The sequence below is a fragment of the Micromonospora sp. NPDC004336 genome (assembly GCF_053602615.1).
Genome location: NZ_JBSGDY010000090.1, coordinates 1 through 24,388 on the forward strand (window position 1 = coordinate 1; position 24,388 = coordinate 24,388).

The following is a 24,388-nucleotide window of genomic DNA, read 5'->3' on the forward strand; positions in this document are numbered from 1 at the left end:
GCATGACCCGCCGCATCACCCGCGGCCAACCCGCACGCCGCCAAGCCCGCCGCACCTTCACCCGGACCTGATCAACCCGATCTCAAACACGCTCTTAGACACGATCAAGAAGATTATCGGGGAGATGCGGCATGACTGACCTCAGCGGCGCCGTCTGGCGGAAGAGCACCCGCAGCGGCGGCAACGGTGGCGAGTGCGTCGAGGTGGCCTCCAACCTGCCCGACATCGTCGCCGTCCGCGACTCGAAGGACGACAGGGGGCCAGTGTTGGCATTCACCCCGGACGCTTGGCAAACCTTCGTCAGTGGAGTCAAGGGCGCTGGCCTGACAGCCTGAATCAGGCCCACCATTGTGCTGCCCTGACGGACGCTGTTCGAGCCGTCCACCCCCGCAGCGTCTCAAACAACGGACGTGCCCGGTAGTACGGCGTCCACCGATCGGCCATCTGGCGCAAGTTCAGCTCGACTGATCGAATGGGAGACTCCGCTGGAAAATCACAACCTGAGGAGCTCAACGCATGGCAGCAGGTACCCACGACGAAGCGGGTCCGGAAGCAGCCGTAGGTGGGCAGCGAGTCCTCGACCTCCTGGATAAGGCCATCGCCCTCCAGAGTCCACTGGTGCGTAAGACCATCGCCCGGGCCCGTCAGCGGAACCCAGAGGCCACACCGGCACAGGTCATCCGCAACCTGGAGCGGATGTATGTCAGCGCCTTGACCGGGACGGGCGCTGCAGTTGGAGGAACTGCAGCGGCGCCCGGCGTCGGCACGGGTGTCGCGCTGGCGCTGTCGGCCGGCGAGGCTCTTTCATCTCTTCAGCTGAGCGCTCTCTTCGCGCTTTCGATCGCCGAAGTCCACGGAGTTCCGATCGACGAGATCGAACGCCGCCGAACGATAGTGATGGGCATCATGCTCGGCGGGTCTGGCTCCGCCACCATTACCAAGGTCGCCGAGCGTACGGGGCAACACTGGGGGCGCCAGGTGGTCGCCAAGGTGCCCGCCGAAACGTTGCGTCAGATCAACAAGGTTCTAGGGAAACACTTCGTCACGAAGTTCGGAACCAAGCAGGGGATCATCGTTCTCGGTCGAGTGGCACCGTTCGGCATCGGTGCCGTGATTGGTGGTGGCGCCAACGCTGCCCTCGCCACTCTGGCTGTGCGGGCCGGTCGTCGCGCATTTGGCCCGCCCCCGACGACGTGGCCCTGACCGCGCAGAGCCCCACCTGCCGTCACAGTCGACTGCGGCACAGGCACCGCGCCGCGTCAAGCGCCGCTCGTAGGGAGTCGGACGCCCTGGCAGCGGTAGCCCGTGTGCTCGTCACGGTGGCGCATCCACACGACCACGTCGAGAACCCGAAGCAGGGATATGGTGTCCGGCAGGCCGGCTTCCCGCCGGAGATCGGCGAGCCGTTCGGCGAGGATCGCGCCCTGCTCCCCCAGGCGGTCGTGCAGCCAGCGCCAGAAGCCTTTGCCCGTGCGGAAGGCGCAGGCGACAACCTCGTCGTAGACCGGTACGAGGTGGGGCCGCTTGCGGGCGAGCAGCTTCCCTGCCACGACCCAGCCGATCCCGTCGGCCTTCCATCGCAGCAGTTGCCACGCCTGGTCGGCTGGTCGCCCCTCTTCGATGAAATCAACCGCGTCGGGGTGGCCCAGCGCAACGGTCGTCGGTATGTTGCCCAGCTCCGCCGACACCGCCTCTCCCAGAGCGCCCTGCAACAGGTTCAGTGCGGTGCGCGGCGGCACCCGGACGCTGAGCAGTTCGACCGCGATCAGGTCCTCCGCCGTTATGAAGTTGCAGGTCTCCGGTCGGTCGCCACCGCCTCCGAGTCGTTCGAACTGTCCACCGGTGAAAGCCGATTCGCCGGCGTGCCCGAAGTACCGCTTCAGGTCGGTGACGGACTGCGGTTCGCCGAGAATCGCGAGGATCTCCGCGAGAGCCAGCTGCTGTTTCATGCCTGCCCCATCAGGTTCTCGTCCAGCCGGTGGAGATGGCTGAGCAGCGCCGCGATCTCCTCCGCAGCGGACGACTCCGGCCCGTACCGGTCAGTGACGTCCCGTAGGAGGTCCGTCAGCTGACGCCGAGCATCTGTCACGTCGCCGAGCCCGGCGGCGAGCATGGCGATCTGCTGCCGCAGCGGGAACAGCTCTGCCGCATCCGGGGATCGCCCCCGCTGTTCCTCGGCCAGCAGAGTGCGCAGCTCAGCCAACGCGGCGGCTGCCTCACCCAATTCCGCCTGGCAAACGGCCGCCTGCTGCCGGCACTGCCAGATCAGCTCCTGGTCGGGCACCGGTCGCGCGGCCAGGTCAGGGATCAGCCGCTGAAACTCGGGCAGGGCCTGCCGGAACGCGCCGGCGAGGACGTAGAGGTTGGCCAGGTTGACGCGCAGCTCAAGGATCCTCGGCTGTTTGGCCGCGCCGTGGGCCTTGCGGATCGGGCGCAGTGCGGTCTCCAGCAGCTCGGCCGCCTGGGTGAACCGCTCCTCCTCTGCCAGCTCCCAGGCCCGCTCCTCGACCTCCGCCAGCTCGTCGGGAGAGGGGACGTGGATGACCTCCGGAGCGTTGCGGGGCCGCACCACGTCGATCTTCGTGGGGGCGAGGGGCGCCCGGGGCGGCAGCGGCCCGAAAGGGTACCGGTAGGGCATCGTCGGATCGACCCGCTGGCCGTCCACGGCCATCGTCGCCAGGTCGGCGGCAAGGTCCGACTCGACAGCACCGAGCGGCATCAGGATCTCGTACACCTCAGCGGCGGACCCGGGACGGTGTTGCGGGTCCTTGGCGAGCATCCGCACGACGAGCTGCACCAACGCCTCCGGCACGCCTGCGCGGTGGTCCGTCACCGAGGGGATCGGGTCGTTCATGTGCCGGTGCAGCATGCCGAGCGGGTTGTCCGCCCGGTAGGGCGGATCGCCGGTCAGCAGTTCGAACAGCACGCAACCGAGCGCGTACAGGTCGGCCTTCGGGCCCACCGTGCTGTTCAACGCCTGCTCGGGCGCCATGTAGGTGGGCGTGCCGAGGGTGTGGCCGGTGGCTGTCAGGCGGGGTACGTCTGCCGGGCCGAGCAGGGCAGCCACCCCGAAGTCGAGGACCTTGACCGAGCCGGTGGGTGTCACCATCAGGTTCTGCGGCTTGAGGTCGCGGTGCACCAGGGAGGCGGCGTGCGCCATCGCCAGCACGGAGCAGATCTGCGCCCCGATCGCCGCGGCCCATGGCACGGAGAGCCAGCCGCGTTCAGCAATCAGGTCGGAGAGGAGCATGCCGGGCACGAGCTGCATGACGATGTAGATGTCGTCGTTGTGGTATCCGACGTCGTGGACGCTGGGCACGCCGGGATGGTCGAGTCGGGCGGTGACCCGGGCCTCCCGCATGAACCGCTCGACAGCAATGCCTCGTTCGCTCTCAGGGATGGTGAGCTGGCGCAGGAACTTGATGGCGACCGGGCGGTCCAGCTTCTCGTCGAAGCCGGCCCACACCTCTCCCATGCCGCCGTGCCCGATCGGATACGTCAGCTCGTACCGATCGGCCACCCGCTCCTGCGCCTGCATACGCCTCTCCTGTTTCCTCAGCGGCAGATTCCGCTCGTACGGACCAGCTAGTACCGCTCTCCGTACACGGCAGCCAGCTCGTTGTACGCCTCGCGAACTGCGCCGACGGCGTCCGGGTCATGGGCTGCGTTCTCGGCGGCGACGGCTGCGAGCTCGACAGCGGTCTCGATCCGGGCCAGTTCCGCCTTGTTCTGTTCCCACAGTGACCGCACCTTCGCTCGCTGTTCCTCGAGCGACCGGGCGGCGTGACTGCCCGGCGCCACGGTCGGCGCCGGTTGGTGCCTCTGCCCGGCGACCTGGTGGCGAAGCCGCTGCCGACGGCTGAGGACATCGGCCGCCTCCCACAGCACCTGCGCGAGCAACTCGCCTCCCTCAGCCGGATCAATCGCTTCCGCTACGGCAGGCAACGCACGGCCAGCTTGCTCAGCCATCGCCATCAGATCCAGGAACTCCTCACGCTCCTCCCGCCTGTCGAGCGTGCGGTGCAGCTCCGGAAACGCCGCCTCGTCCGGGGCGACCACCTGGAGAGGCGGCGCCTTGGACAGGATCGCCACCAGTCCGACTCCGAGGAAAAGCGTCGCCAGGATGAGAATGACCAGTACCGGCGCAGCGCTGAGGCAGAGCAGCAAGGTGGCGATCAGCACCACGGTGCAGAGCACGACGACGGAGACGACTGTGGGCGGTCCTTTGGACGCCGGCATTGCCCGCAGGTGCGTGAGGCTTCCCCACTCGTGCTTCAGTGCGGTTCTCGACATCCTCAGTGGCGCAAGCGCCACCACTGTCTGGGAGTCGTCCGTAGCGACCCAGAGGTGGAAGGGGGGTTCGGACGGGGACAACCGTCCTCCTCTCGGCGAGAGTGGAAGGTCAGGCGATGCCCTTGCGGCGGCGGATCATCTGGTACGCCTGCCGGCGCGCGAACTGGTTGAGCTGCGACCGCAGGCTCTCGTCGTCGAGGTAGCGCTGCATGAGTTTGCCGTTGTCGTCGTGTCGGGACAGGATCACGTCCTCGATCCGCTTGTCGCAGACGACGCCGAAGTTGCTCTCGTCGTTGACCATCGCGGCGGCTTCGAGGGTGCCGTCCTCGGCCAAGGCGACGATCTGCTGCTCGACCCAGACCTTGTCCGCCTCGCCGAGCCCGATGCCGAACTTGTCGTTGAAGGCATCGATCAGCTCCGACAGGGCGACCTTCTCCGGGTCGTGCTGCCGGCCCGCTCCCCCGCCGACGAAGCCGGGCAGCATCTGCTCGCCCTCGGGCGTGAGCGACGCGTCGTGTTCGCCGGTCTTGCTGACCCGCAGGTGGGTCAGCTGCACCTCGCCGATGTCGACGGACGGGTCCTGCCGCCGGGGCAGCCTGTTGAGCAGCGCCCGCCCGTAGAGGTAGAGGCGTTCCAGGTCCTCGTCGTGGTAGGGCACGACCTGGCTGAGGAACGCGTACATCCGGGTGTAGTCGCGCAGCGCGGACCGGAAGCCGTCGGCGGCCTCGGGGTCGTCGTCGGCGAGGGCCTTGTAGCGGTCGACGGCCGGTTCGGTGAAGCGGTAGAGCGCGGCGTGCGCCCGCTGGAGGCCGGTGTCGGTGGTCGCCTTACGCTCGGCGGCGAGCAGCGCCTCGGCGTACGCCTGCATCTCCGAGTCGACCAGCACCGGATACCCGGTGACCGCGTTCTGGGCGGTGTAGAGCAGGTTCGGGTCGGTGGGGGTGGTGGCGGCGGTCTCGAAGTAAGGCTTGAACTGCTCGGCGATGTCGCCGGCCTCGTTGACGAAGTCGAGGACGAAGATGTCGCCCTGGGCCTTGAGCGGGTGGGTGCGGTTGAGCCGGGACAGGGTCTGCACGGCGGCGACGCTCTTGAGCAGCTTGTCGACGTACATCGTGGTCAGCAGCGGCTGGTCGAAGCCGGTCTGGTACTTCTCGGCGACGACCAGGATCCGGTACTCGGTGTCCTGCTTGGCCCTCGGGGTGCCGGCGTGCTTGGCGTCGGCGGCGGCGTAGGCGAACTTCTCGGGCAACTCGCCCTCGCTGAACCCGTTGACCCGCGCCTCGGTGTGCTCGACGCCATCGACCTCCAGCTCACCGGAGAAGGCGACCAGGGAGTCGCAGCCGACGTAGCCCTGCATGTCGACGTACTTCCTGATGGCGGTGTGCAGGCGGACGGCGGCCTCGCGGGAGCCGGTGACCACCATGGCCTTGGCGCGACCGCCAAGGCGCGGCGCCGTGTGCTTGCGGAAGTGCTCGACGATGATTTCCGCCTTCTGCGCCTGCATCGTCGGGTGCAGGCTGGCGAAGCGGGCGAGCTGCGCGCCGGCCTTCTTCGGGTCGACGTCCGGGTCGTCGGGGTTGGCGTTGGCGAGCTTCCAGTACGCCTTATAGGTCACGTAGTTGCGCAGCACGTCGAGGATGAAGCCCTCCTCGATGGCCTGCCGCATCGAGTACGTGTGGAACGGCTGCGGGTTGCCGGTGACCGGGTGCGGCGTGCCGAACAGCTCCAGGGTCTTCGGCTTCGGCGTGGCGGTGAACGCGAAGTACGACAGCGTCTCGTGCCGGCCCCGGGCCAGCGCCGAGGCGGTGAGCAGGTCACCCGACTCGTCCACGTCGTCGCTGCCCAGCTTGAGCAGCACCTTCTTCAGCGCGGCGGCCGAGTCACCGGACTGCGACGAGTGCGCCTCGTCGACGATGACCGCGAACCGCTTGCCCTTGAGCCCCTGCACCTTGTCGAGGATGTAGGGGAACTTCTGCATGGTGGTGATGACAACCTTGGCGGCTTCGCCCTGGAGGGCGGCGGCGAGCTGCGCGGAGTCCTTGTCGATCCGCTGCACCACGCCGGGCACGTGCTCGAACTGGAAGACGGTGTCCTGCAACTGCCGGTCCAGCACCACCCGGTCGGTGATGATGATGACCTTGTCGAAGACCGGCTCGTTGGGCCGCAGCCGCTCGTCGTCGACCACGGGCGCGGTGTGCAGGCTGGACAGCCGGTGCGCAAGCCAGGCGATGGTGTTCGACTTGCCCGACCCGGCCGAGTGCATGACCAGGTAGTTGTGGCCGGAGCCGTGGCGGGCCGCATGGTCGGTGAGCTGGGTGACCGCATGCCACTGGTGGTAGCGCGGGAAGATCAGGCTCCGCGACTCCTTGTCGGTGTGCAGGAACCGCCGCACCAGGTCCATCCAGGTGTCTGGGTGCCAGATCTGCTCCCACAGGTAGGAGCTGCGGTAACCGGAGGCGCTGGCCGGCGGGTTTCCGGCGCCGCCGGAGACGCCCGGCCCGTCCGACCCGGTGTTGAAGGGCAGGAACCGGGTCTTCTCCCCCGCCAGCTTTGTCGTCACGAAGACCAGGTCGGGATCCACGGCGAAGTGCACGAGGGTACGCCGAGCGAAGAGCAGTTCCTTCGGGTCGCGCGTCTTGCGGTACTGCTCCTTGGCGTCCTCGACGGTCTGGCCGGTCAGCGGGTTCTTCAGCTCGGCCGTGGCGAGCGGGATGCCGTTGACGAAGAGAACCAGGTCGAGGGTGTTGTTGTTGCTGGTCGAGTAAGCAAGCTGACGGGTGACGGTGAGGCGGTTGGCGCGGTATAGCTTCAGGGCGTCGTCGGTGATGGCGTGGGCGGGCTTGAAGTAGGCCAGCCGGATGAGCACACCCTTGTCCTTGACGCCTCGGCGGAGAACGTCGAGGGGGCCGCGCTCGTCGATCTGCTTGGCCAGGTACTGGGCGAATTGCCGCTGCGCCTCGTCCGGGTTGTTTCCGTGGTAGGCCAGCAGCTTCGCCCACTCGTCCGGCTGCGTTGCACCGATGAACGCGAACAGCTCGGCGGTGTCAAGACCGAGTTGCTGGTGGTAGCTGGTGGTCGTTCCGCGCAACCACCCCCAACCGACCATCGCACGCTCAATCGCGGCCTCCAATGACTGCTCCTGATGCACTAGCCTCATACGTCCACCCCCCGTGCCGTCGCTACGTCAATCTGTCCGGTGACCGCTGCCGTTGTCAGCGCCTGCCGCCGTTCAGTCAGAAGTTCGACCTGCTTCCTGATGGTGGACTGGGCCCGCCGAGCCGCCACGGCTGCTGCGTCCAGTTCGCCGACGAGGCGATCCTGGACATGACGGTCCGGAAACGGGAATCGATGTGCTCTCAACTGCTCCCCGGTCAGATGGCCGATGGTGGTCGTGTTTCCTTCCACCGTGAAGACGTCCAGCGCCGTCGCCGCGCGAAGGCAGTAGAACAGCCACCGCACGGAGCTGCGGCCACGCGACCTGGCCCGATGAAGCGCCTTCTGGTAGTAGATCTCTTGGACGCTGCCGTCCCAGATCGCACTTCGTCCCGGCTGACCACCCTCACAGATCAGCAGATCACCGACACGGATCTCGTACCGGATCCGCTCGTGCGGCGGGAAGTCCATCACCAAGAGGTCGTCGGTATTGATCTGATCCCACTGGACGTTGGTATTGCGTAGATAGGGCCTCAGATGCTCGCCTCGCGCCCGCTCCTGGTTGAGCATCTTGCCGAGAAGAACCTCGAACTGACTCGAGACGGAGAGAACCGGCCAGCCCTCGGGCACGTCACCCAACCAACGCAGCCCGCTATGCTTCCGGTCACCTGGCTCGTCAACGCCGCCAACAGCGGCGAAGATGCGCGAAATTTCACGCTCTTCAAGCCGCTTCAATTGCCGTCCCCGCGCCTCTAGAATACCGTCAATCCTCGCACCCTGATCGTCGATAAATTCGGCCACGCGCCGCTGCTCTCGACGGGCAGGAAGAGCTACCCCAACTGTGGCAAGGTCATCCCAGTAAAGCCGCCACTGCGCTGGCCGTATCCCCTTTGATCGCCTGCGATACTCAGCAATGAGCGGCGCCGAGCGCAGCAAATAATGCAGGTAGCGAGTATCAACCACGGACGAGACGGCACACACGAGGTAGTCCGGGCTAACGATTCCGTCGTGCCGAGAAACACCCAACGACCCTTGCCACGCCTTCATCTTGTTGATCACCAAGTCACCTGGGCGCACTACTTGGTATCGAGAAAGGTCGATCGGAGTTTTGTTGAAGTTGTCCGTTCGAGAGTCTTTCCGGACAACCCCAAGGTCTCGGTATACCGACAGCACCGGCAGATCTGACCGATTGACGACCTCGCGGGGCCGTAAGATGTAACGCAACGGCACCATCGCGACGGTCATTTAGCCACCTCGCCGAGCAACTCTTTAATCTCGACTTCCAGCGCCGAGATTTCGGCATCAATCTGCGATAGCGGGCGTGGGGGCTGGTAAATGTGAAAGTGACGGTTGAAGGGAATCTCGTACCCTATCTTCGTCTTACTATCATCGATCCAGGCGTCGGGAACATGAGGCTGCACCTCGCGCTTGAGGTAGTCGTGGATGTCCTCATCCAGCGGGACGTTCTCGTTGTCGCGCAGGTCGGTGTCCGGCAGGGGCTTGCCCTTACGGTCGGTCTGCACCTCCCCCTCCGGGTCGCTGACCGAGAACGCCTCCCACACCGCCTTCTCCACCGCCGCCGGCAGCTTCCCCAACCCGTTCAGCTTCATCGCGAAGTCGCCCCGCGTCGCGGACGATGTATCGATCAGCGCTTTCGCCGCCGCCAGCAGCGACTCCCGCTCCGCGTACTTGAGGACCGCCTTCGCCTCCGCGAGCAAAGCGACCGCCTCCTCGGTGACCTCGAAGCGCAGCCGCAGCGGGCGCTCGACGGTGATCCGCTGGTAGCCGAAGTCGGTGGTCTTGAAGACCTTCACCTTGGCGTGCTGCGGGTGCTGCGGGTCTTCCGCGATGGACAGCGCGTCGACGTACGCCCGGGTCAGCTCGGCGATGTGCTCGTCGGTAAGCATCTTGCGCTTGTCGCCGAGGCTCTTGCGCATCTTGGTCCAGTAGTCGCGGCCGTCGAGCAGCACGACCTTACGCGCGCGGGCCGGATCCTTGCGATTGGTGAGGATCCAGAAGTACGTGGAGATGCCGGTGTTGTAGAAGAGCTGGTCGGGCAGGGCGACGATGCCTTCGAGGAGGTCGTTCTCCAGGATCCAGCGGCGGATCTCCGACTCCCCCGACCCGGCGGCGCCCGTGAACAGCGGCGAGCCGTTGAAGACGATCGCCAGACGACTGCCGCCGTCCTCGGGGCGCTTCATCTTGGAGATCATGTGCTGAAGGAAGAGCAGCGAGCCGTCGTTGATCCGGGGAAGCCCCGCCCCGAACCGGCCGGCGAAGCGGCGGGCGTGCTCGTCCTTGATGAACTTCTCGACCTTTTTCCACTCCACGCCGAACGGCGGGTTGGCGAGCATGTAGTCGAAGCGCTCGCCCTCGTGGCCGTCCTGGCTGAACGAGTTGCCGTAGGCGATCTTCGTCGGGTCGCCGCCCTTGAGCATCATGTCGGAGCGGCAGATCGCATACGTCTCGCCGTTGAGCTCCTGCCCGTACACCTCGACGGTGGCGTGCGGGTTGTGCTCCTGGATGTGGTCCTGGGCTTCGCTGAGCATGCCGCCGGTGCCGCAGGCCGGGTCGTAGATCTTGCGGACGATACCGGGGGTGACCAGGTCGTCCTCGTCAGGAGCGAGCAGGAGGTTGACCATCAGCTTGATGACCTCGCGCGGGGTGAAGTGCTCACCGGCGGTCTCGTTGCTGATTTCGGAGAAGCGGCGGATTAGCTCCTCGAAGACGTACCCCATCTGGTGGTTGGAGACCACGTCGGGGTGCAGGTCGATGTCGGCGAACTTGGCGACCACCTGATAGAGCAGACCGGCCTCGGCGAGCCGGCTGATCTGGGTGTCGAAGCCGTACTTCTCGAGCACGTCGACCGCGCCCGGCGAGAAGCCGCCGATGTATGCGCGCAGGTTCAACGCGACGTGGTCCTGATCGCCGAGCAGCTTGCGGAAGGACATCTCGCTGGTGTTGTAGAACGACAGGCCGGCAGCCTTGCGCAGCACCGGGTCCATGTTCTGCACGCCGAGCTGCTTGAGCTGGGCGTGCTTGGCAAGCACCGCGTCCTTCGTCGTCTCCAGCACGCAGTCGAGTCGTCGCAGCACGGTCAGCGGCAGGACGACCCGGCCGTACTCGGACTGCTTGTAGTCGCCGCGCAGCAGGTCGGCCACCGACCAGATGAAGTTCGCGAGCTCTTGGTGCTTGGTACTCACCAGGTTCCTTTCGATTGCCTTAAGTGGAGGAGTATGGCCGCTGCCCTGAAGCGGTGCAGTCCCCCACCCGGTGCGGATGAGGAGCCCGTTTCGTCAGCAGGGACGGCGATTGGTCCCTTACCGGCTCGGTCGCTTACCGCTCGGCCGCTGCTCAGCCTGGAGTGACCCCCGCGCGAGGCCGTCCGCGGTGAGCTGGACCAGCTCGGCCCCCAGCGACGCCGCCTGTCGGATTGCCGACTCGAAGGCGCCGAGGCGCCGGAACGCCTCCCCGTGCGCCCGCTGCTCGTCGAGCGGCAGGCGACGCACCTGGGCCCGCCGGATGTCGAAACGCAGGGTCCCAGAGAGGCTCGACGCCTGCTTCTCGTTGGCCGAGGTGCGCAGCTGCCCGGCGAGGAACCACGGGTCGAGCGCGGCGGGGTTGGGGCGCAGCAGGTAGAGGTTGCGACCGAGCAGGGCACCCTCGGCGGTGATCACCCGAGGGGCGAGCGTGCGGGCGATCATCGGCACCACGACGTCGCCCACCGCCAGCGGGATCTCCTGGCCCAGGCGGTCGTCGGACTGGCCGGAGGCGTCGACGCCGGCCAGCACGTCCTGCATGGTGAGCATTGGCCGCCCGCCATGCGATCCGCCGACGTCTGCGGACGAGTTGGCGCGGATGGGGCCGATCAGCTGCAACGCGCCGCTGCGGGCCAGCTCGGCGACCGTCACGACGAGCGGTGTGGCCCCGTCGGGCACGGGCGTGACCTGCGGCATCAACGTCGGCAGGTCGCCGACGATGGCGGCCAGCCGTTCTCTGGTGCGTACCAGATGCTCGCCGCTCTGCTCGCCCCCGACGGCGGGTTGCCTGCGAGCGGGAGTCAGGTCGACCTCCTCGTCGAGCAGCTCGATGACCGGCACCGCGCGGGCGAAGCCGGCCTCCTCGATCTCGGCGTCGGGCGCGGCGATGAAGGTCCTCCAGGCGGCCAGGACCCGCGCCGAGAGTTCGGGAAGGTCACCCTCCGCGGCGTCGACCAGCAGCGCCCGCGCCGGTGCAGGCGCGTCGGCCGTCGGCCGTCGCAGCACCCAGAGATGCAGCGGTACGCCGTGCGGCGCGGCCACCCCGCTCGGGAGTGCGATGACGGCGCGCAGCGCGCCCCGGCGCAGCAGCTCGGCGCGGATCCGCCGGCCCGCGCGCCGCCCGGCAGCCGCCGGCGGCATCAGGATCACGGCGTGCCCCCCGGGGCGCAGGTGGGACAGGGCATGCTGCACCCAGGCCAGCTCCGGCTCGGTGCGTGGCGGGACGCCGAACTCCCAGCGGGGGTCGTAGCCGAGTTCCTCGTTGCCCCAGTTCGTGACGCCGAACGGTGGGTGGCAGATGACGGCGTCGACGGTGCGGCCGGCGAAGGCGTCGACGCGCAGTGAGTCGCCGGGGCACACCTCGCCGGGCACCTCGCGCAGGGCGAGCCACAGCCCGGCCAGTCGGGCGAGGTCGTCGTCGAGCTCCTGTCCGTAGGCCGCGACGCAGCCGGCCCGGACGGCGGCCCGCAGCGTGGCGCCGGACCCGGCGGCCGGATCGAGGATGGAACCGCCGCCGACGCCAGCAAGCTCGACCATCAGGTCGGCCAGCTCGTCCGGGGTTGCCCAGGGACGGCCCGAGGCGGGTGTGGAGAAGCGCCGCCACAGCTCGTCGAAGGCGGTCTGCGGCCCCAGCTCGTCGGCGAGCGCGTCGATCTCGGGTCGCAGATCGGCGACGACGGGCGTGTCGGCGTGGCCCCGGCGTGGTCGTCCGCTGCGCTGCCGGGCGAGCAGCAGGGCCCCGACGGCGGCCAGCCCGGTCGCCGGGGTTTCCCCAGCGGCGGCCAGGTGGCGCCAGAGCCGGTCGACTCGGGACAGCTCGGGGAGCTTGCCCTGCTGGCGAAGCCACCGCTCGACCTCGGCGAGGTCGAACTCGGGGCTGGCCGTGGTGCCACCCACCGGGGCCGGGAAGTCGGGATGGCGTTTCCGCCAGTTGCTGACCGCGGCGCGACCCACCCCGGCGAGCCGGGCGATCTCCGCCGCCGTAATGGTCGGGTTCACCTGCACCTCCAGAGTGTGTCACACCCGTCAAGCATCATGTCTGTTGACAGTGTTCACAGCTAGTGTTCTCATTGACGCCGCCACGGTTCACACCAGGAGGATTTCGATGCGCAAGACCACCACTCTCGCCCTCATCGCCACCGCCGTCGTCGCGCTGGGCTGCAGCTCCGGAGCCACTGACAGCTCCAGCAGCTCGGGCGGTGGCGACGGTGCCGCCAAGGGCGACGACAAGGCCGCGAAGACCGCCAAGATCGGCCAGCCGGCCCGGGACGGGAAGTTCGAGTTCACGGTGAAGTCGTCCAAGTGCGGCGTCGCCAAGGTCGGCGACAGCGTGCTCGGCGAGAAGGCGCAGGGCCAGTTCTGCCTGATCACGATCAACGTCAAGAACATCGGCAAGGAGTCGCAGATGTTCGACGGCAGCAGCCAGAAGGCGTACGCGGCCGATGGCACCGAGTACTCCTCCGACACCGGCGCCGCCATCTACGCCAACAAGAACGCCGAGACGTTCCTCAACGACATCAACCCCGGCAACCAGGTCACCGGCGTCGTGGTCTTCGACATCCCGAAGAACGTCAAGCTCACCAAGCTCGAGCTGCACGACTCGCCGTTCTCCGGCGGCGTCACCGTTGCCCTCAGCTGACATCTCGACGTCTCAGGGGCGGGCGGTCTGCCCGCCCCTCGCCACCCCGGCGTCCCTACCCACAGCCACCGCAGTTCACAGGAGAACCGTCGTGACCGATCCGACCATCCCGAAGCCCTCCGAAGAGCCGACCGACCAGCCGGCGAGGGAGCCGCACGCATCGTGGCAGGAGTCGCACGCCATCGCCGCCGTACCGACCCGCGCGGAGACCGTCCCGCAGGACGATGTCGCGCTCGGCGCCCCCGCCGCGCCGCAGCGTTCCCACCGCCGGACCTGGGCCGTCGCCGCCCTCGCCCTCGTCACCGCCCTCGCCGCCGGGGCCGTCATCGGCGCGGCGGCCGGCGACAACACCGACCCGGCTGCCCGCGCGAACAGTTCGACGTCGCCCGCTGCGAGCAGCGCCGCCCCGATCACGGCAGCGCCGACAACCGCTGCACCCACCACTACCGCGCCGACCAGCGCGGCCCCGTCGCCGACGAAGGCCGCTCCCCCGCCCAAGCCGCCGTCCTACAAGACGTTGAGCGAGCGGCAATGGAAGCTCATCGCCAAGAACCCCGACGCGTACATCGGCAAGACCTACGTAGTGTTCGGCCGGGTCACCCAGTTCGACGCCGCGACGGGCGTCGACACCTTCCGGGCGAACGTCGCGCACCGGCGGATGGCCGACGAGTACGACTACGAGACGAACACGCTGCTCACCGGGCTGGCGGCGGACCTCGACAACCTGGTGGAGGACGACATCTTCCGCGCCAACGTCACCGTGCTCAGCGCCTTCAGCTACGACACCCAGATCGGCGGAGAGACGACGGTGCCGCTGCTCCAGGTCGACTCGATCAAGGTCCTCTGAACCCTTCCTCGTACGAGACGTCAGGAGACGACGTGCGTCCCGATGAGTTCCTGCGCGCCCTGGACCTGCTGCCCGACCCCCTGCGCGACCGTGCCGTCGCGTTGCGCGCCTACGCCCGCGTCACCCGCTGCGAGGACTGCCAGCGGATCGGCGACGCCGTGCGGCTGGCTCTCACCGCCGCCCACTACGACGAACTCGACTCGGCCCGACAACTGCTCGACACGGCGGAAGAGCAGGCCGCCCGGCACGAGGTCCACCGCCCGCAGCCGAGCCCCGAGCGTGGTCGCGGCCGGGTCGGCCGCTGGGCGGGGACGTCCGCGGCCGTCGTCGCCGCGACCGACGCGAGCTGGAAGGGACGCGCCGGCGGCATCGGATACGTCGCCAGCGACGGCCACTACGGCCTGTGCGGCAGAGGCACCGGCCGGCTGGACTTGACGGGCGCCTCGCGCGTCCTGATCAACGAGTTGCGGGCGGTCGACTTCCTGCTGTCCGCGTACGACGAGGCGCCGGCCGGCATGACCGTGCTGCTGGACAGCCTGGCCGCCCTGCGCTACCTGCACCGCTGGCAGGGCGGCGAGACCGACGCCATGCCGGCCGGCTACAGCCTCCGGCCGCGCCGCTGGGCCGACCAGCCGACGCTGGTGCGCCTCGCCGAGCACGTGGTTCGGCGGCCGGATCTGGCCTTCGCCCACGTCAAGGGGCACAGCGGCCATGCCCTCAACGAGGCCGCCGACGGCCTGTCCCACATGGCGCGCCGGCGGCTCGGCGAGTCCTTCGACGTACGGCCCCGGGCGCACGCCCTCGTCGACGCCTTCCTGCGCGACTGGCACACCAGCGTCGCGCGCTGACCGCAGACGCAGCCCGCCCCGGCCGGCGACGGCGCGCCCGGGTTGATCTGGCTCTCGTCCATCATCGTGCGTGGGGCAGCCGCCAAGGCACCACGGCACGACTGCGGCCGTCCCGGGCGGCGTTACCGCCGGTCAGCACCGGCCCGGCGCAGCCCGTCCGGCTCCTCCGGCCCTTCCGGTCCATCGGGTCCGTCGGGGCGCTCCGGGCCAGCCGGGCGGTAGCCGAGGGCTGGCGGGAAGGCCAGCAGCAACGCCATCCCGAGGCCGGCGAGCACCCCGGACAGCGAGTAGAGCACGTCGGAATCGGCGCTGTTGATGGCGGTGTTGCCGGCCAGCGCGGTCAGCGGCGCGCCCGGGTTGAGCGGCAGGGTGCCGATGAGCACGATCAGCAGCATCGCGTACGGGCCGAGCAGGGCCGCCAGGGCGGCGAGGGCATGCCGCCGCCAGACCGGCCGCCCGCCCGGCCAGTCCCAGGCCAGCAGGCTGGCCCCGGTTAGCAGCACCCCGCCGAGCAGCACTCCGGGCAGGATCCGCGGGCCGGGCGGCACCGCCCGCACCAACAGGACCGCGACGGCGGCCGCCGCGCCGATCCCGACCGCCAGCCGCTGCCGGGCCGGGTGCCGCCCCGGGGCCGCCGTCAGGGCGCAACCGAGGGTCAGGGCGAGCAGCAGCAGGCTGGTGCCGACAGCTGCCGGGTTCAGTTCCGGCTCCCGGTCGGTCGGTGACTCGATGCCTGCGGCGATCAGCACCGACACTCCGGTGACGCAGGCGGTGGCGACCAGCGCCCGCCGATCGCGGTCACCGCGCTGCCGGCGTACGGCGAGGGCGGCGGCACCGGCGACGGCCGCGCAGCCGGCGACGGCGAGCAGCACGGTGGAACCCGCGCCGGTGGGGTCGGCCCGGTCCACTGCCACGTCGGCGGCCAGCCACGCGCCGCCCAGCAGCACCGCCGCAACGCTCCACCGGCGGTTGCCGCCACCTGCCAGCACGAGCCCCGCCACCGCCCCGACGATCGCGACGAAACGCAGGTCGCGGGCCCAGTAGGCGTTGTTGCCGCGCAGCGCCTCGGGCCACGGCCCGACCTGCTCTGTCAGCGGTTGCAGGAGGGTCATCCCGAGCGCCCAGAGCACCGCGGCGACCGCGGCGAGGAGGAGTCCGGCAGGACGTACGCGCATGGCCCGCACCCTAGCCGGCCGTTCCCCCGACCGGCGGCCCCGGAACGGCCGTGGGCCCGCAATTGGCGAACCGGTGCGGGTCCACGAGTCACGGGGTGATGCTGTCGCTTGTTGCCGGTGAAGGCGGCATCGACCGACTCTGGGCGGTCCGGTACCGTTCCGGCCGGTTCCCGCCCCGCCCGGCCCGCCGGCTTGCGCCGTGCCCTGCACCGAAGGGGTCGCGACGAGGTCGAATCGCCGCGGAGCGAGCGACTCGCCGCCGCCGGCGGTGCGGGCCCCGCCTGCATTCGCGGCTGAAAGCCGCCAGCAATCGCCCGTGGAGCGCTGTTGGCTTGACGGATGCCGAGTCGATCCATGCCGACCACCGCCGCGAGCATGCCCGCGAGCACTTCCTCCGGCTCGGTGAGGGCCGGGTCGTCGACGACGTCCGGGCCGGCGCCCCACCGTGTCGCCGACTGGCCACCTCCGCGCGGCTGGTTCGCGGTCGTCTCGGTGGCGATGGGCATCTTCGTCATCGTCACCGCCGAGATCCTGCCGATCGGCCTGTTGACCTCGATCGGGTCCACGTTCGGCGTCTCCGACGGCATCGCCGGGCTGACGATGACGATGCCGGGCCTGCTGGCGGCGGTGTCGGCGCCAGCCGTCACCGTCGCCGTCGGCCGGCTCGACCGGCGGAGGCTGCTGTGCGGGCTGATCCTGTTGCTGGCCGTGGCGAATCTCGTCGCCGCCACCGCCACGTCCTACCCGGTCATGGTGGCGTCCCGCGCGCTCGTCGGCGTCGTGATCGGTGGTTTCTGGTCGATCGGCGCGGGCCTCGCCCCACGGCTGGTGCGGCCCGAACGGGTCGGGGTGGCCACCGCGGTGATCTTTTCGGCCGTACCGCTGGGGTCGGTCTTCGGCGTTCCGGCGGGGACGTTCATCGCCCAACTCGGTGGCTGGCGCACCGCGTTCGTCGTGCTCGCCGCGCTCACCGCCGTCGTGCTGCTGGCGCTGGTGGCGGCGCTGCCGCCGTTGCCCGCCGCCCAGCCGGTCGGGCTCGCCGCGCTGGTGGACGTGGTGCGGGGTCGCGCCGGCCGCACCGCGCTGATCCTGACGGTCCTGATCGTCACCGCGCACTTCGGCACGTACACCTACGTCACGCCGTTCCTGCAGCAGGTCACGGGCGTCGGCTCGGTCACCCCGTTCCTGCTGGTCTATGGCGTCGCCGGCGTCGTGGGCAACTTCGTCGCCGGCACGACCGTGCGGCTTCGCCTGCGGGCCACCCTGATCGTCGCTGCCGTCGCGCTCGCCGCGGCCGCCGGGCTGCTGCCCGTGTTCGGCACCGCCACGGTCGGGGCGGTGGCGCTGCTCACCGTGTGGGGCCTCGCCTACGGGGCCGTGCCGGTCTGCTCGCAGTCCTGGTTCGCGGCGTCGAACACCGGCCCGGCCGAGGCGGCGTCCGTGCTGTTCACGTCGTCGTTCCAGGCCACCATCGCGCTGGGCGCGTTGCTCGGCGGCGTCGTGGTCGACGCGACGTCGCCGTCGGTGCTGATGGCGTTCGGCGCGGGCGTCGCCCTGCTCGCGGCGCTGGTCGCGGCGAGGCCGGCCGGCCTTCCCACGCCGGTGCGGCCAGCCGTAGGCGCTCTCCCGGGTGTGCGCCGGACTCGACCGGTCACGTCATGCTGTCAGGGTGACCACCAATGGTGAGACCGACGGGCCGCGGACCGGGTTGGACTGGCGCGGGCGACTGTCCGGGGTGTTCCTCGGCGCCGCCGGCGGCATGGGCGTCAACGTCCTGAGCAACGACGTCGGCTACCGGGGCGTGGCCGCGGCGACGGTGGCCGGCGCGGCCCTCTCGGCGGCCACCTGGCTGCGCAGGCTTCCGCCCCGGGCGCCCCTGGTCCGCTACGTGGCCCGGGCTCTGCTGGCCTTGGCCCTGGTCGGGGCAGCGATGGCTGTCTTTGGTCCGGCCGCCTGGGCCGCGTACGCGACTCTGACGGCAGTGGCCCTGACCATCACCGCGGTTCTCGCCTCCAGGGACGCCAGGACCGCCATCGCCATGCTGTGGGGAACAACCGAGATCGGTGCCGGGGTGGCGATCATCGGCTTCGGCTTCGCGGACCTGACCGACGGCGACGTTCTGTTCGGCGCGGCGTTCGTCGGTGCCGGAGCGGCGTTCATCGGCCTCGGCATCGCGGACCTCACCGACAACCGCGTCCTCTCTCGCGCCGCGTTCATCGGTGCCGGTGCGGCGCTTGTCAGCCTCGGCGTCGCGAACCTGACCGACGACGACACTCTGCTCGGCACAGCGCTCATCGGCCTCGGTGCCGGGGTGACGCTCACCGGCCTCGACATCGCGAAGCTGACCGACGACCACGTCCTCTCTCGCGCCGCGTTCATCGGTGCCGGGGTGGCCCTCGTCAGCCTCGGCGTCGCAGAGCTGATCGACAACGACATCCTGCTCGGCACAGCGCTCACTGGCCTGGGTGCCGGGGCCGTCATCGGTCTCGGCATCACGGGCCTGATCGACAGCGACCTCCTGCTCGGCACGGCAGGCGTCAGTCTCGGGGTGGCGCTCATCGGCCTCGGGCTCAGGAGCCTGGCCGACGGCGACATCATGCTCGGCGCGGCAGGCATCGGTCTCGGGGGCGCGGTCAGCGGCGGCGGCATCGCGAACCTGGTTCTGAAGTCCGATGTCAGGAGACGACTGCGGGCGTGGGCCGCGGTTCTGACCCGGGACCCGACGGGCGACGGGTCCACAGCTGACGACCCGGACCGGACGGGATGAGGTCCTTCGGCAACGACGCGCCGTAAGCGCGCCGAGCTGCCGCACTCGGCACCCCGGACCGATGGGTGAGGCCGCCGGTCGGCTCGGCCCGCTACTTCACCTTGCGCGTCGAGCGGGCGACGATGGCGTCGTACTCGGGGTGCTTGCCCAGCCATTCGCGCAGGAACGGGCAGATCGGCACCACCGTCCGCCTCCTGGCGCGGGCGTCGTCCATGACCGCCCGGGCCAGGGTCGATCCGACGCCTCGACCCTCGAACTCCGCCACGACCTCGGTGTGGGTGTAGACGATGATGGCGCCGGTCAGCTGGTAGGTGACCACGCCGGCCAGCGTCCCGGACTCGTCCCGCGCCTCGAAGCGCTCCCGCTCCGGCGCGTCCGCCACGGTGAACTGCACCCCGCCATCCAACCACGCGCCGCCCCACCGACCGGTCGGGGCCGCCGGGGAACACCCCCGACGGCCCCGAGCCGACAGATCAGTGGATCAGGACGGGGACCTTCTCCGGCCCGGTCCCGCCCTGCTCGTCGTCGAGCAGGTGCGACGGCTCGCGCCGGCGCGGCAGGAACACGGCCGGGACGAACGTCGCCAGCACCAGCGCGAAGGCGACCCAGAACGTGTTCGCGAACGCCCCGGCGGCGAAGTCGAGACCACGGTCGATCAGCGACTGGTCGACGGGGAACTGCGCGGCCAGTTCCGGCTGCTGCTGCAGGGTGGTGGCGAGGCCGGCCTCGGTCACCGGCTCGCCGTTCGGGCCGGTGACCCCGGGGATCGGCTGCGAGCCCTTCAGCTCGTTGGTGAGGATCACCGACATCACCGCGGCGCCGACGGAGCCGCCGATCTGCTGGAGGATGTTGACCAGCGTGGAGCCGCGGGCGACCTCGTGGGCGCTGAGCGTCTTCAGCGCCGAGGTCATCAGCGGCATCATGGTGCCGCCCATGCCCAGGCCCATGACGAACAGCGACCCGCAGAGCAGGACGTAGGACGTGTCCGGGTCGAGCTGGGTGAAGGTGAAGAACCCGGCGGCGATGAGCATCAGCGCGAACGGCACGGTGCGGCCGACGGGCATCTTGTCGGCCAGCATCCCGGCCACCGGCATCGTCACCATCGCGCCGAGGCCCTGCGGCGCCATCAGCAGGCCGGCGGTCAGCGTCGACTCGCCGCGGACCTGCACGAAGTAGCTCGGGAACAGCAGGCCGGCGCCCATGAACGCGATGATGAACACGAACAGGGTGATCGTCGCGATGGTCAGGTTGCGGTTGGCGAACAGCCGCAGGTCGAGCAGCGGGTGCCGGGGCTTGAACGAGTAGAGGACGAACGCGACGACGAGCGCGGCGCCGACCAGCATCGGCAGCCACACCTCGGGGTCGGTGAAGGTGCCGGTCTCGGGCAGGGTGGAGATGCCGTAGAGGAACAGGGCGAGACCCGGCGAGAGCATCAGCATGCCGACGAAGTCGAACGACTCGGACGGCTCGGGGGCGTCCTTCGGCAGCGCCAGCGCGGCGTAGACGAGCGCGACGACGCCGATCGGCAGGTTGATCAGGAAGATCCAGTGCCAGCTCGCCGTGTCGATCAGCCAGCCGCCGAGGATCGGGCCTCCGATGGGGCCGAGCAGCATCGGGATGCCGAGGACGGCCATCAGCCGGCCGATGCGGTGCGGACCGGCCGCCCGCGTCATGATCGTCATGCCGATCGGCATGAGCATGCCGCCGCCGAGGCCCTGCAGCACCCGGTAGCCGATCAACTGCTCGATGGTGTCGGCGGTGGCGCACAGCCCGGACGCGATGGTGAACAGCGCGAGCGCCACCATGTAGAGCCGCTTGGTGCCGAACCGGTCGGCGGCCCAGCCGCTGAGCGGGATCACGGTGGCGAGCGCGAGCGTGTAGGCGGTCATCGTCCAGGCGACCTGGGCGTAGGTCGCCTCGAATTCGCGTTGGAAGGTCGGCACGGCGACGCTGACGACCGTCACGTCGAGGATCGACATGATGGCGCCGAGGACGACGACCCCCGCCACCTTGAGTACCGCGCCGTCGAGCTTGTCGGCGGTCGCGATGGATTTCTGTGTCACAAAGTCTCCTGAATCCCCGTTGGGGCCGGCGGAGGCCGGCCGGCGCCGGATGCGGTCGGCACCAGGCGCGCGCTGTCACGTGCGCAGCGATGTCCGCCGGCAGACTAACGACCGGCGGTGACAATTAGCTTCCGGATTTCCGGTTGTCGAGATCGACGTCACTGCGTACAAGTTCCGCCGAAAGGCCCAGTTCGGGAGATTGCGAGCGCGCCGCGGGCATGTTCGGCCCGCGACGCCCGTCCGGCGGACGGCGTCGCGCGGCGACGGGAGCGGTACGCGCGCCGGCCGCTACGCCGGCCGGGTCGGGTCCGGCGCGGGCCCCAACGCGGCGAGCTGGATCTGCAGCGCCAGCCGCGCGCGCGGCGAGTCGAGGTCGACGGCGACGACCTCGGTGAGGCGGCGCATGCGGTAGCGCAGCGTGTTGGGGTGCACGTGCAGCTGCCGGGCGGCCTTCGTCGGGTCGCCCTGCTGCTCCAGCCAGGCCGCGACCGTGGCGACGTAGTCGGTGCCGTGCCGCCGATCGTGGGCGACCAGGTCGGGCAGCGGCCCGCCGACCAGCAGGTCGGCGCCGGGCACCGCGCTGACCACGCGGTGCACCACCACCTCCGCCCACTGGTCCTCGAACCGCAGCACCGGGTCCCGCCGCCGGGCCGAGCCGGGCAGCGCCAGCAGCTCCGCCGCCTCGGCCCGCGACCGTGGCAGTTCCGTCAGGTTCCTGGCCACGCCGCCCGACGCCGCCCACAGCCCCGGGTCGTGCACCGCGATGTCGCGGACCAGCCGCTCCATCCACGGCCGCGAGCCGGGCGCGTCGCCCTCGTCGACCAGGACGGCGAACAGGACGCCCCCGACGTCCGCGATCAGCGGCTGGCGCCACCCGTGCCGGCGGGTGATCGACTCCCACAGCGCCAGGTCGTCCACCGTCTCGCCCGTACCGTCGTGCGCGCCGAGCGCGACCACCCGCCACGGGCCCTCGGGCAGCGCCAGCTCCTCCCGGCTCATCGCGCCGGGGGCGCGCAGCGCGGCGCGCAGGCGCTCGGCCGACACCCGGCGCGTCACGTCGGCCTGCACCCGCAGGCGCAGCAGGTGCAGCGCCAGCACCGACGCCGCGCCCTGGAGATCGCGCAGGCGCCCGTCGGGCACCGGCCCCTCGACGACGGCCCAGATCGAGCCGAGCAGCTCGCCGCCGGCCCGGATCGGGATGATGAGCCGCGGCAGCGTGCCGTCGGGCCCCTGCGGCACGAAGATCAGCTCGCTGCCCGTCGCGAGCTTGCGGAAGACGCCCCGGGACCGGAAGTGGGCGATCACGTCGCCGGGGGCGCGTCGCCCGACGATCGTCGAGACACGCGCCGGGTCGGCGCGGTCCTGACGTGACGAGTACGCCAGCACCCGCGACTGGGCGTCCTCGATCGTCACCGGCGCGTCGACCACGGCGGCGGCCGCGTCGGCGAGGGCGAACAACTCGTCGTACACCCCGGCCTCGCCGCTGTCGGCGGGGCCGGGCGCGACGGCGCGGTCGATCACCCCGCGCAGCAGCCAGACGAGCTGCGCCCACGACCCGTGGCTCTGCAGCTCGACCAGGGTCAGGTGGCGCTCGGCCGCGGCGGCCGTGACGGCGGGGTGCGCGGCCAGCGGGGGTTTGAGGACGAGGCCTGCGGCCCCGGCCTCGGCGTAGCGCGCCACGACCGCGAGCGCCTGCTCCGGGGTGCCGATGCCGGCGCCGAGGACGAGGTCGCCGCCCTGGCCGCTCGCGGCGTCGTCGGGCTCGGCGAGGGTCACGTCGCGGACCTCCGCCTCGCCGGCGGGCACGACGACCTTGAGCAACGCGGCGCCGACCGCGTCCACCACGCCAGCCACGGTGATCACGACCAGATTGTGCCCCGCCGTTGTTCGCATCGACCAATCGGTGAGACAAGCCTTGGCCTGGCAAAACAATGACGTACCGGCGCGGCCGGGCCAGGATTGGCGGAATCCCGTCACCCGAAGGAGAGAGCCGACCATGCCCCCGATCGAGTCCGCCCCCGCCCCCCGACACGTCGCCGTCATCGGCGCGGGGATGGTCGGGCTGGCCACCGCCTGGTTCCTGCAGGAACGGGGCGTCCAGGTCACCGTGCTCGACCGCAAGGGCGTGGCGGCGGGCGCGTCGTGGGGCAACGCCGGCTGGCTCACCCCCGGCATCACCACTCCCCTGCCGGAGCCGGCGGTGCTGCGCTACGGGCTGCGCGCCGTGCTGAGCCCGTCGTCGCCGGTCTACGTGCCGCCGCGCGCCGACCCCCGGCTGCTGCGGTTCCTGACCGGTTTCGCCCGGCACAGCACCGCGTCGAAGTGGCGTACCGCGATGCGGGCGTTCATCCCGATGAACCGGCGCGCGCTGGCGTCGTTCGACGCGCTGACCGAGGGCGGGGTCGGGGCGATGACGCACGAGGCGAAGTCGTTCATCGCCGCGTACCGCACGGAGGCCGAGCGCTCGGTCCTGCTCGACGAGTTGGCGCACATCCACTCCGCCGGCCAGGAGATCGAGTTCGACGTGCTGACCGGGGCCGAGGCGCGCGAGGTGGAGCCCTCGCTGTCGGACAACGTCGGCGCCGCCATCCGCCTGCACGACCAGCGCTACGTCAACCCCGGGCAGTACGTGCACGCGCTGGCCGACGCCGTCCGCGCCCGGGGCGCGTCGATCGTCGACGGCGCCGACGTCGTCGACGTCCGCGACGAGGGCGCGGGGGTACGGGTGGTCACCTCCGCCGGCACCGACGAGCGTTACGACGCGGTGGTGCTGGCGACCGGCACCTGGCTGGGCGAGCTGGGCCGGCGCTTCGGCGTCCGGACGGTGGTGCAGGCCGGCCGGGGGTACAGCTTCAGCGTCGCGATCGAGCACCTGCCGTCCGGCCCGGTCTACTTCCCGGCGCAGCGCGTCGCCTGCACGCCACTGGGTGACCGGCTGCGCGTCGCCGGGATGATGGAGTTCCGCAGCGCCGAGGCGCCGCTGGACCGTCGCCGCATCTCGGCCATCGCCGAGGCCGCGCGGCCGCTGCTGCGGGGCGCCGACCTGGACGCCCGCGCCGACGAGTGGGTCGGCTCGCGGCCCTGCACCCCCGACGGGCTGCCCCTGATCGGCCGGACCCGGTCGCCGCGCGTCTTCGCCGCCGGCGGGCACGGCATGTGGGGCATCACCCTGGGCCCGCTCACCGGTGAGCTGCTCGCCGAGCAGATCACCGGCGGCGGGCAGCCGGTGGAGCTGCGCCCCTTCGACCCGCGCCGGTCTTGAAGACGGTCTTGGCCAGCGCGGCCAGGGTGAGCTGGAAGTTGAACAGCGACATGCCGATCACCGACATCACCGCCATCGGCAG

Annotated in this window: 19 protein-coding genes; 8 read left to right on the top strand and 11 right to left on the bottom strand. The window is 70.3% G+C overall.

Translation table 11 applies throughout. The features are described 5' to 3' along the window. Positions 1-131: 131 nt before the first annotated feature. The gene (locus ACWENR_RS18900) at positions 132-335 is read left to right on the top strand and encodes a DUF397 domain-containing protein (protein WP_452278283.1); all 204 of its coding nucleotides are present in this window, start codon (positions 132-134) and stop codon (positions 333-335) included. Positions 336-618: 283 nt separating this feature from the next. Beyond that, a complete protein-coding gene (locus tag ACWENR_RS18905; RefSeq protein ID WP_452278284.1) occupies positions 619-1,203 on the top strand; it encodes a hypothetical protein in 585 nt (194 codons plus the stop codon). A gap of 56 nt (positions 1,204-1,259) precedes the next feature. Here the strand turns inward: ACWENR_RS18905 and ACWENR_RS18910 are convergent, their stop codons facing one another. The 7 genes from ACWENR_RS18910 to ACWENR_RS18940 all read right to left on the bottom strand — a co-directional run bounded on the left by ACWENR_RS18910 (position 1,260) and on the right by ACWENR_RS18940 (position 12,704). After that, positions 1,260-1,949: a DUF6308 family protein gene (locus ACWENR_RS18910; protein WP_452278285.1), complete on the bottom strand. Its 690-nt coding sequence runs from the start codon at positions 1,947-1,949 to the stop codon at positions 1,260-1,262. Continuing rightward, positions 1,946-3,538 (bottom strand): serine/threonine-protein kinase, encoded by a 1,593-nt coding sequence (locus ACWENR_RS18915; RefSeq protein WP_452278286.1) that lies wholly within the window; start codon positions 3,536-3,538, stop codon positions 1,946-1,948. The genes ACWENR_RS18910 and ACWENR_RS18915 overlap by 4 nt, the downstream gene beginning before the upstream one ends. 47 nt (positions 3,539-3,585) lie before the next feature. Beyond that, positions 3,586-4,185 (bottom strand): hypothetical protein, encoded by a 600-nt coding sequence (locus ACWENR_RS18920; RefSeq protein WP_452278287.1) that lies wholly within the window; start codon positions 4,183-4,185, stop codon positions 3,586-3,588. Between the two features lie 217 nt (positions 4,186-4,402). After that, positions 4,403-7,399 (bottom strand): type I restriction endonuclease subunit R, encoded by a 2,997-nt coding sequence (locus ACWENR_RS18925; protein WP_452278288.1) that lies wholly within the window; start codon positions 7,397-7,399, stop codon positions 4,403-4,405. Positions 7,400-7,446: 47 nt separating this feature from the next. Further along, positions 7,447-8,691, bottom strand: a complete 1,245-nt coding sequence (locus ACWENR_RS18930; RefSeq protein WP_452278289.1) for a hypothetical protein — start codon at positions 8,689-8,691, stop codon at positions 7,447-7,449. After that, positions 8,688-10,649 carry a type I restriction-modification system subunit M gene (locus tag ACWENR_RS18935; protein WP_452278290.1) on the bottom strand — a complete coding sequence of 654 codons (1,962 nt, stop codon included), beginning with the start codon at positions 10,647-10,649 and terminating at the stop codon, positions 8,688-8,690. The genes ACWENR_RS18930 and ACWENR_RS18935 overlap by 4 nt, the downstream gene beginning before the upstream one ends. Positions 10,650-10,766: 117 nt before the next feature. Beyond that, positions 10,767-12,704: an N-6 DNA methylase gene (locus tag ACWENR_RS18940; RefSeq protein ID WP_452278291.1), complete on the bottom strand. Its 1,938-nt coding sequence runs from the start codon at positions 12,702-12,704 to the stop codon at positions 10,767-10,769. Positions 12,705-12,810: 106 nt separating this feature from the next. Between ACWENR_RS18940 and ACWENR_RS18945 the strand changes: the two genes are divergently transcribed. The 3 genes from ACWENR_RS18945 to ACWENR_RS18955 all read left to right on the top strand — a co-directional run bounded on the left by ACWENR_RS18945 (position 12,811) and on the right by ACWENR_RS18955 (position 15,039). Further along, entirely contained in the window at positions 12,811-13,344 is a 534-nt protein-coding gene (locus ACWENR_RS18945) for a DUF4352 domain-containing protein (RefSeq protein ID WP_452278292.1), read from the top strand. A gap of 91 nt (positions 13,345-13,435) precedes the next feature. Continuing rightward, entirely contained in the window at positions 13,436-14,191 is a 756-nt protein-coding gene (locus tag ACWENR_RS18950) for a hypothetical protein (protein WP_452278293.1), read from the top strand. Between the two features lie 32 nt (positions 14,192-14,223). Further along, a complete protein-coding gene (locus ACWENR_RS18955) occupies positions 14,224-15,039 on the top strand; it encodes an RNase H family protein (RefSeq protein ID WP_452278294.1) in 816 nt (271 codons plus the stop codon). A gap of 122 nt (positions 15,040-15,161) precedes the next feature. Here ACWENR_RS18955 and ACWENR_RS18960 read toward each other — a convergent pair whose 3' ends face one another. Further along, positions 15,162-16,214 carry a hypothetical protein gene (locus ACWENR_RS18960; RefSeq protein WP_452278295.1) on the bottom strand — a complete coding sequence of 351 codons (1,053 nt, stop codon included), beginning with the start codon at positions 16,212-16,214 and terminating at the stop codon, positions 15,162-15,164. A gap of 375 nt (positions 16,215-16,589) precedes the next feature. Between ACWENR_RS18960 and ACWENR_RS18965 the strand changes: the two genes are divergently transcribed. After that, positions 16,590-17,900 (top strand): MFS transporter, encoded by a 1,311-nt coding sequence (locus tag ACWENR_RS18965; RefSeq protein ID WP_452278296.1) that lies wholly within the window; start codon positions 16,590-16,592, stop codon positions 17,898-17,900. Then, positions 17,884-18,981, top strand: a complete 1,098-nt coding sequence (locus ACWENR_RS18970; protein WP_452278297.1) for a hypothetical protein — start codon at positions 17,884-17,886, stop codon at positions 18,979-18,981. Before ACWENR_RS18965 ends, ACWENR_RS18970 begins: the two co-directional genes overlap by 17 nt. 91 nt (positions 18,982-19,072) lie before the next feature. Here ACWENR_RS18970 and ACWENR_RS18975 read toward each other — a convergent pair whose 3' ends face one another. From ACWENR_RS18975 to ACWENR_RS18985, 3 genes are all read right to left on the bottom strand, one after another. Continuing rightward, complete coding sequence (locus ACWENR_RS18975; RefSeq protein WP_452278298.1) at positions 19,073-19,375, bottom strand: GNAT family N-acetyltransferase; 303 nt, start codon at positions 19,373-19,375, stop codon at positions 19,073-19,075. Positions 19,376-19,454: 79 nt separating this feature from the next. Next, a complete protein-coding gene (locus tag ACWENR_RS18980) occupies positions 19,455-21,044 on the bottom strand; it encodes a DHA2 family efflux MFS transporter permease subunit (protein ID WP_452278299.1) in 1,590 nt (529 codons plus the stop codon). Between the two features lie 288 nt (positions 21,045-21,332). Then, the gene (locus tag ACWENR_RS18985) at positions 21,333-22,907 is read right to left on the bottom strand and encodes a helix-turn-helix domain-containing protein (protein ID WP_452278300.1); all 1,575 of its coding nucleotides are present in this window, start codon (positions 22,905-22,907) and stop codon (positions 21,333-21,335) included. A gap of 133 nt (positions 22,908-23,040) precedes the next feature. Here ACWENR_RS18985 and ACWENR_RS18990 point away from each other — a divergent pair, with 133 nt between their 5' ends. Continuing rightward, on the top strand, positions 23,041-24,306 hold the full coding sequence (locus tag ACWENR_RS18990) for an NAD(P)/FAD-dependent oxidoreductase (RefSeq protein ID WP_452278301.1): 1,266 nt from the start codon (positions 23,041-23,043) through the stop codon (positions 24,304-24,306). Positions 24,307-24,388: the final 82 nt, after the last annotated feature.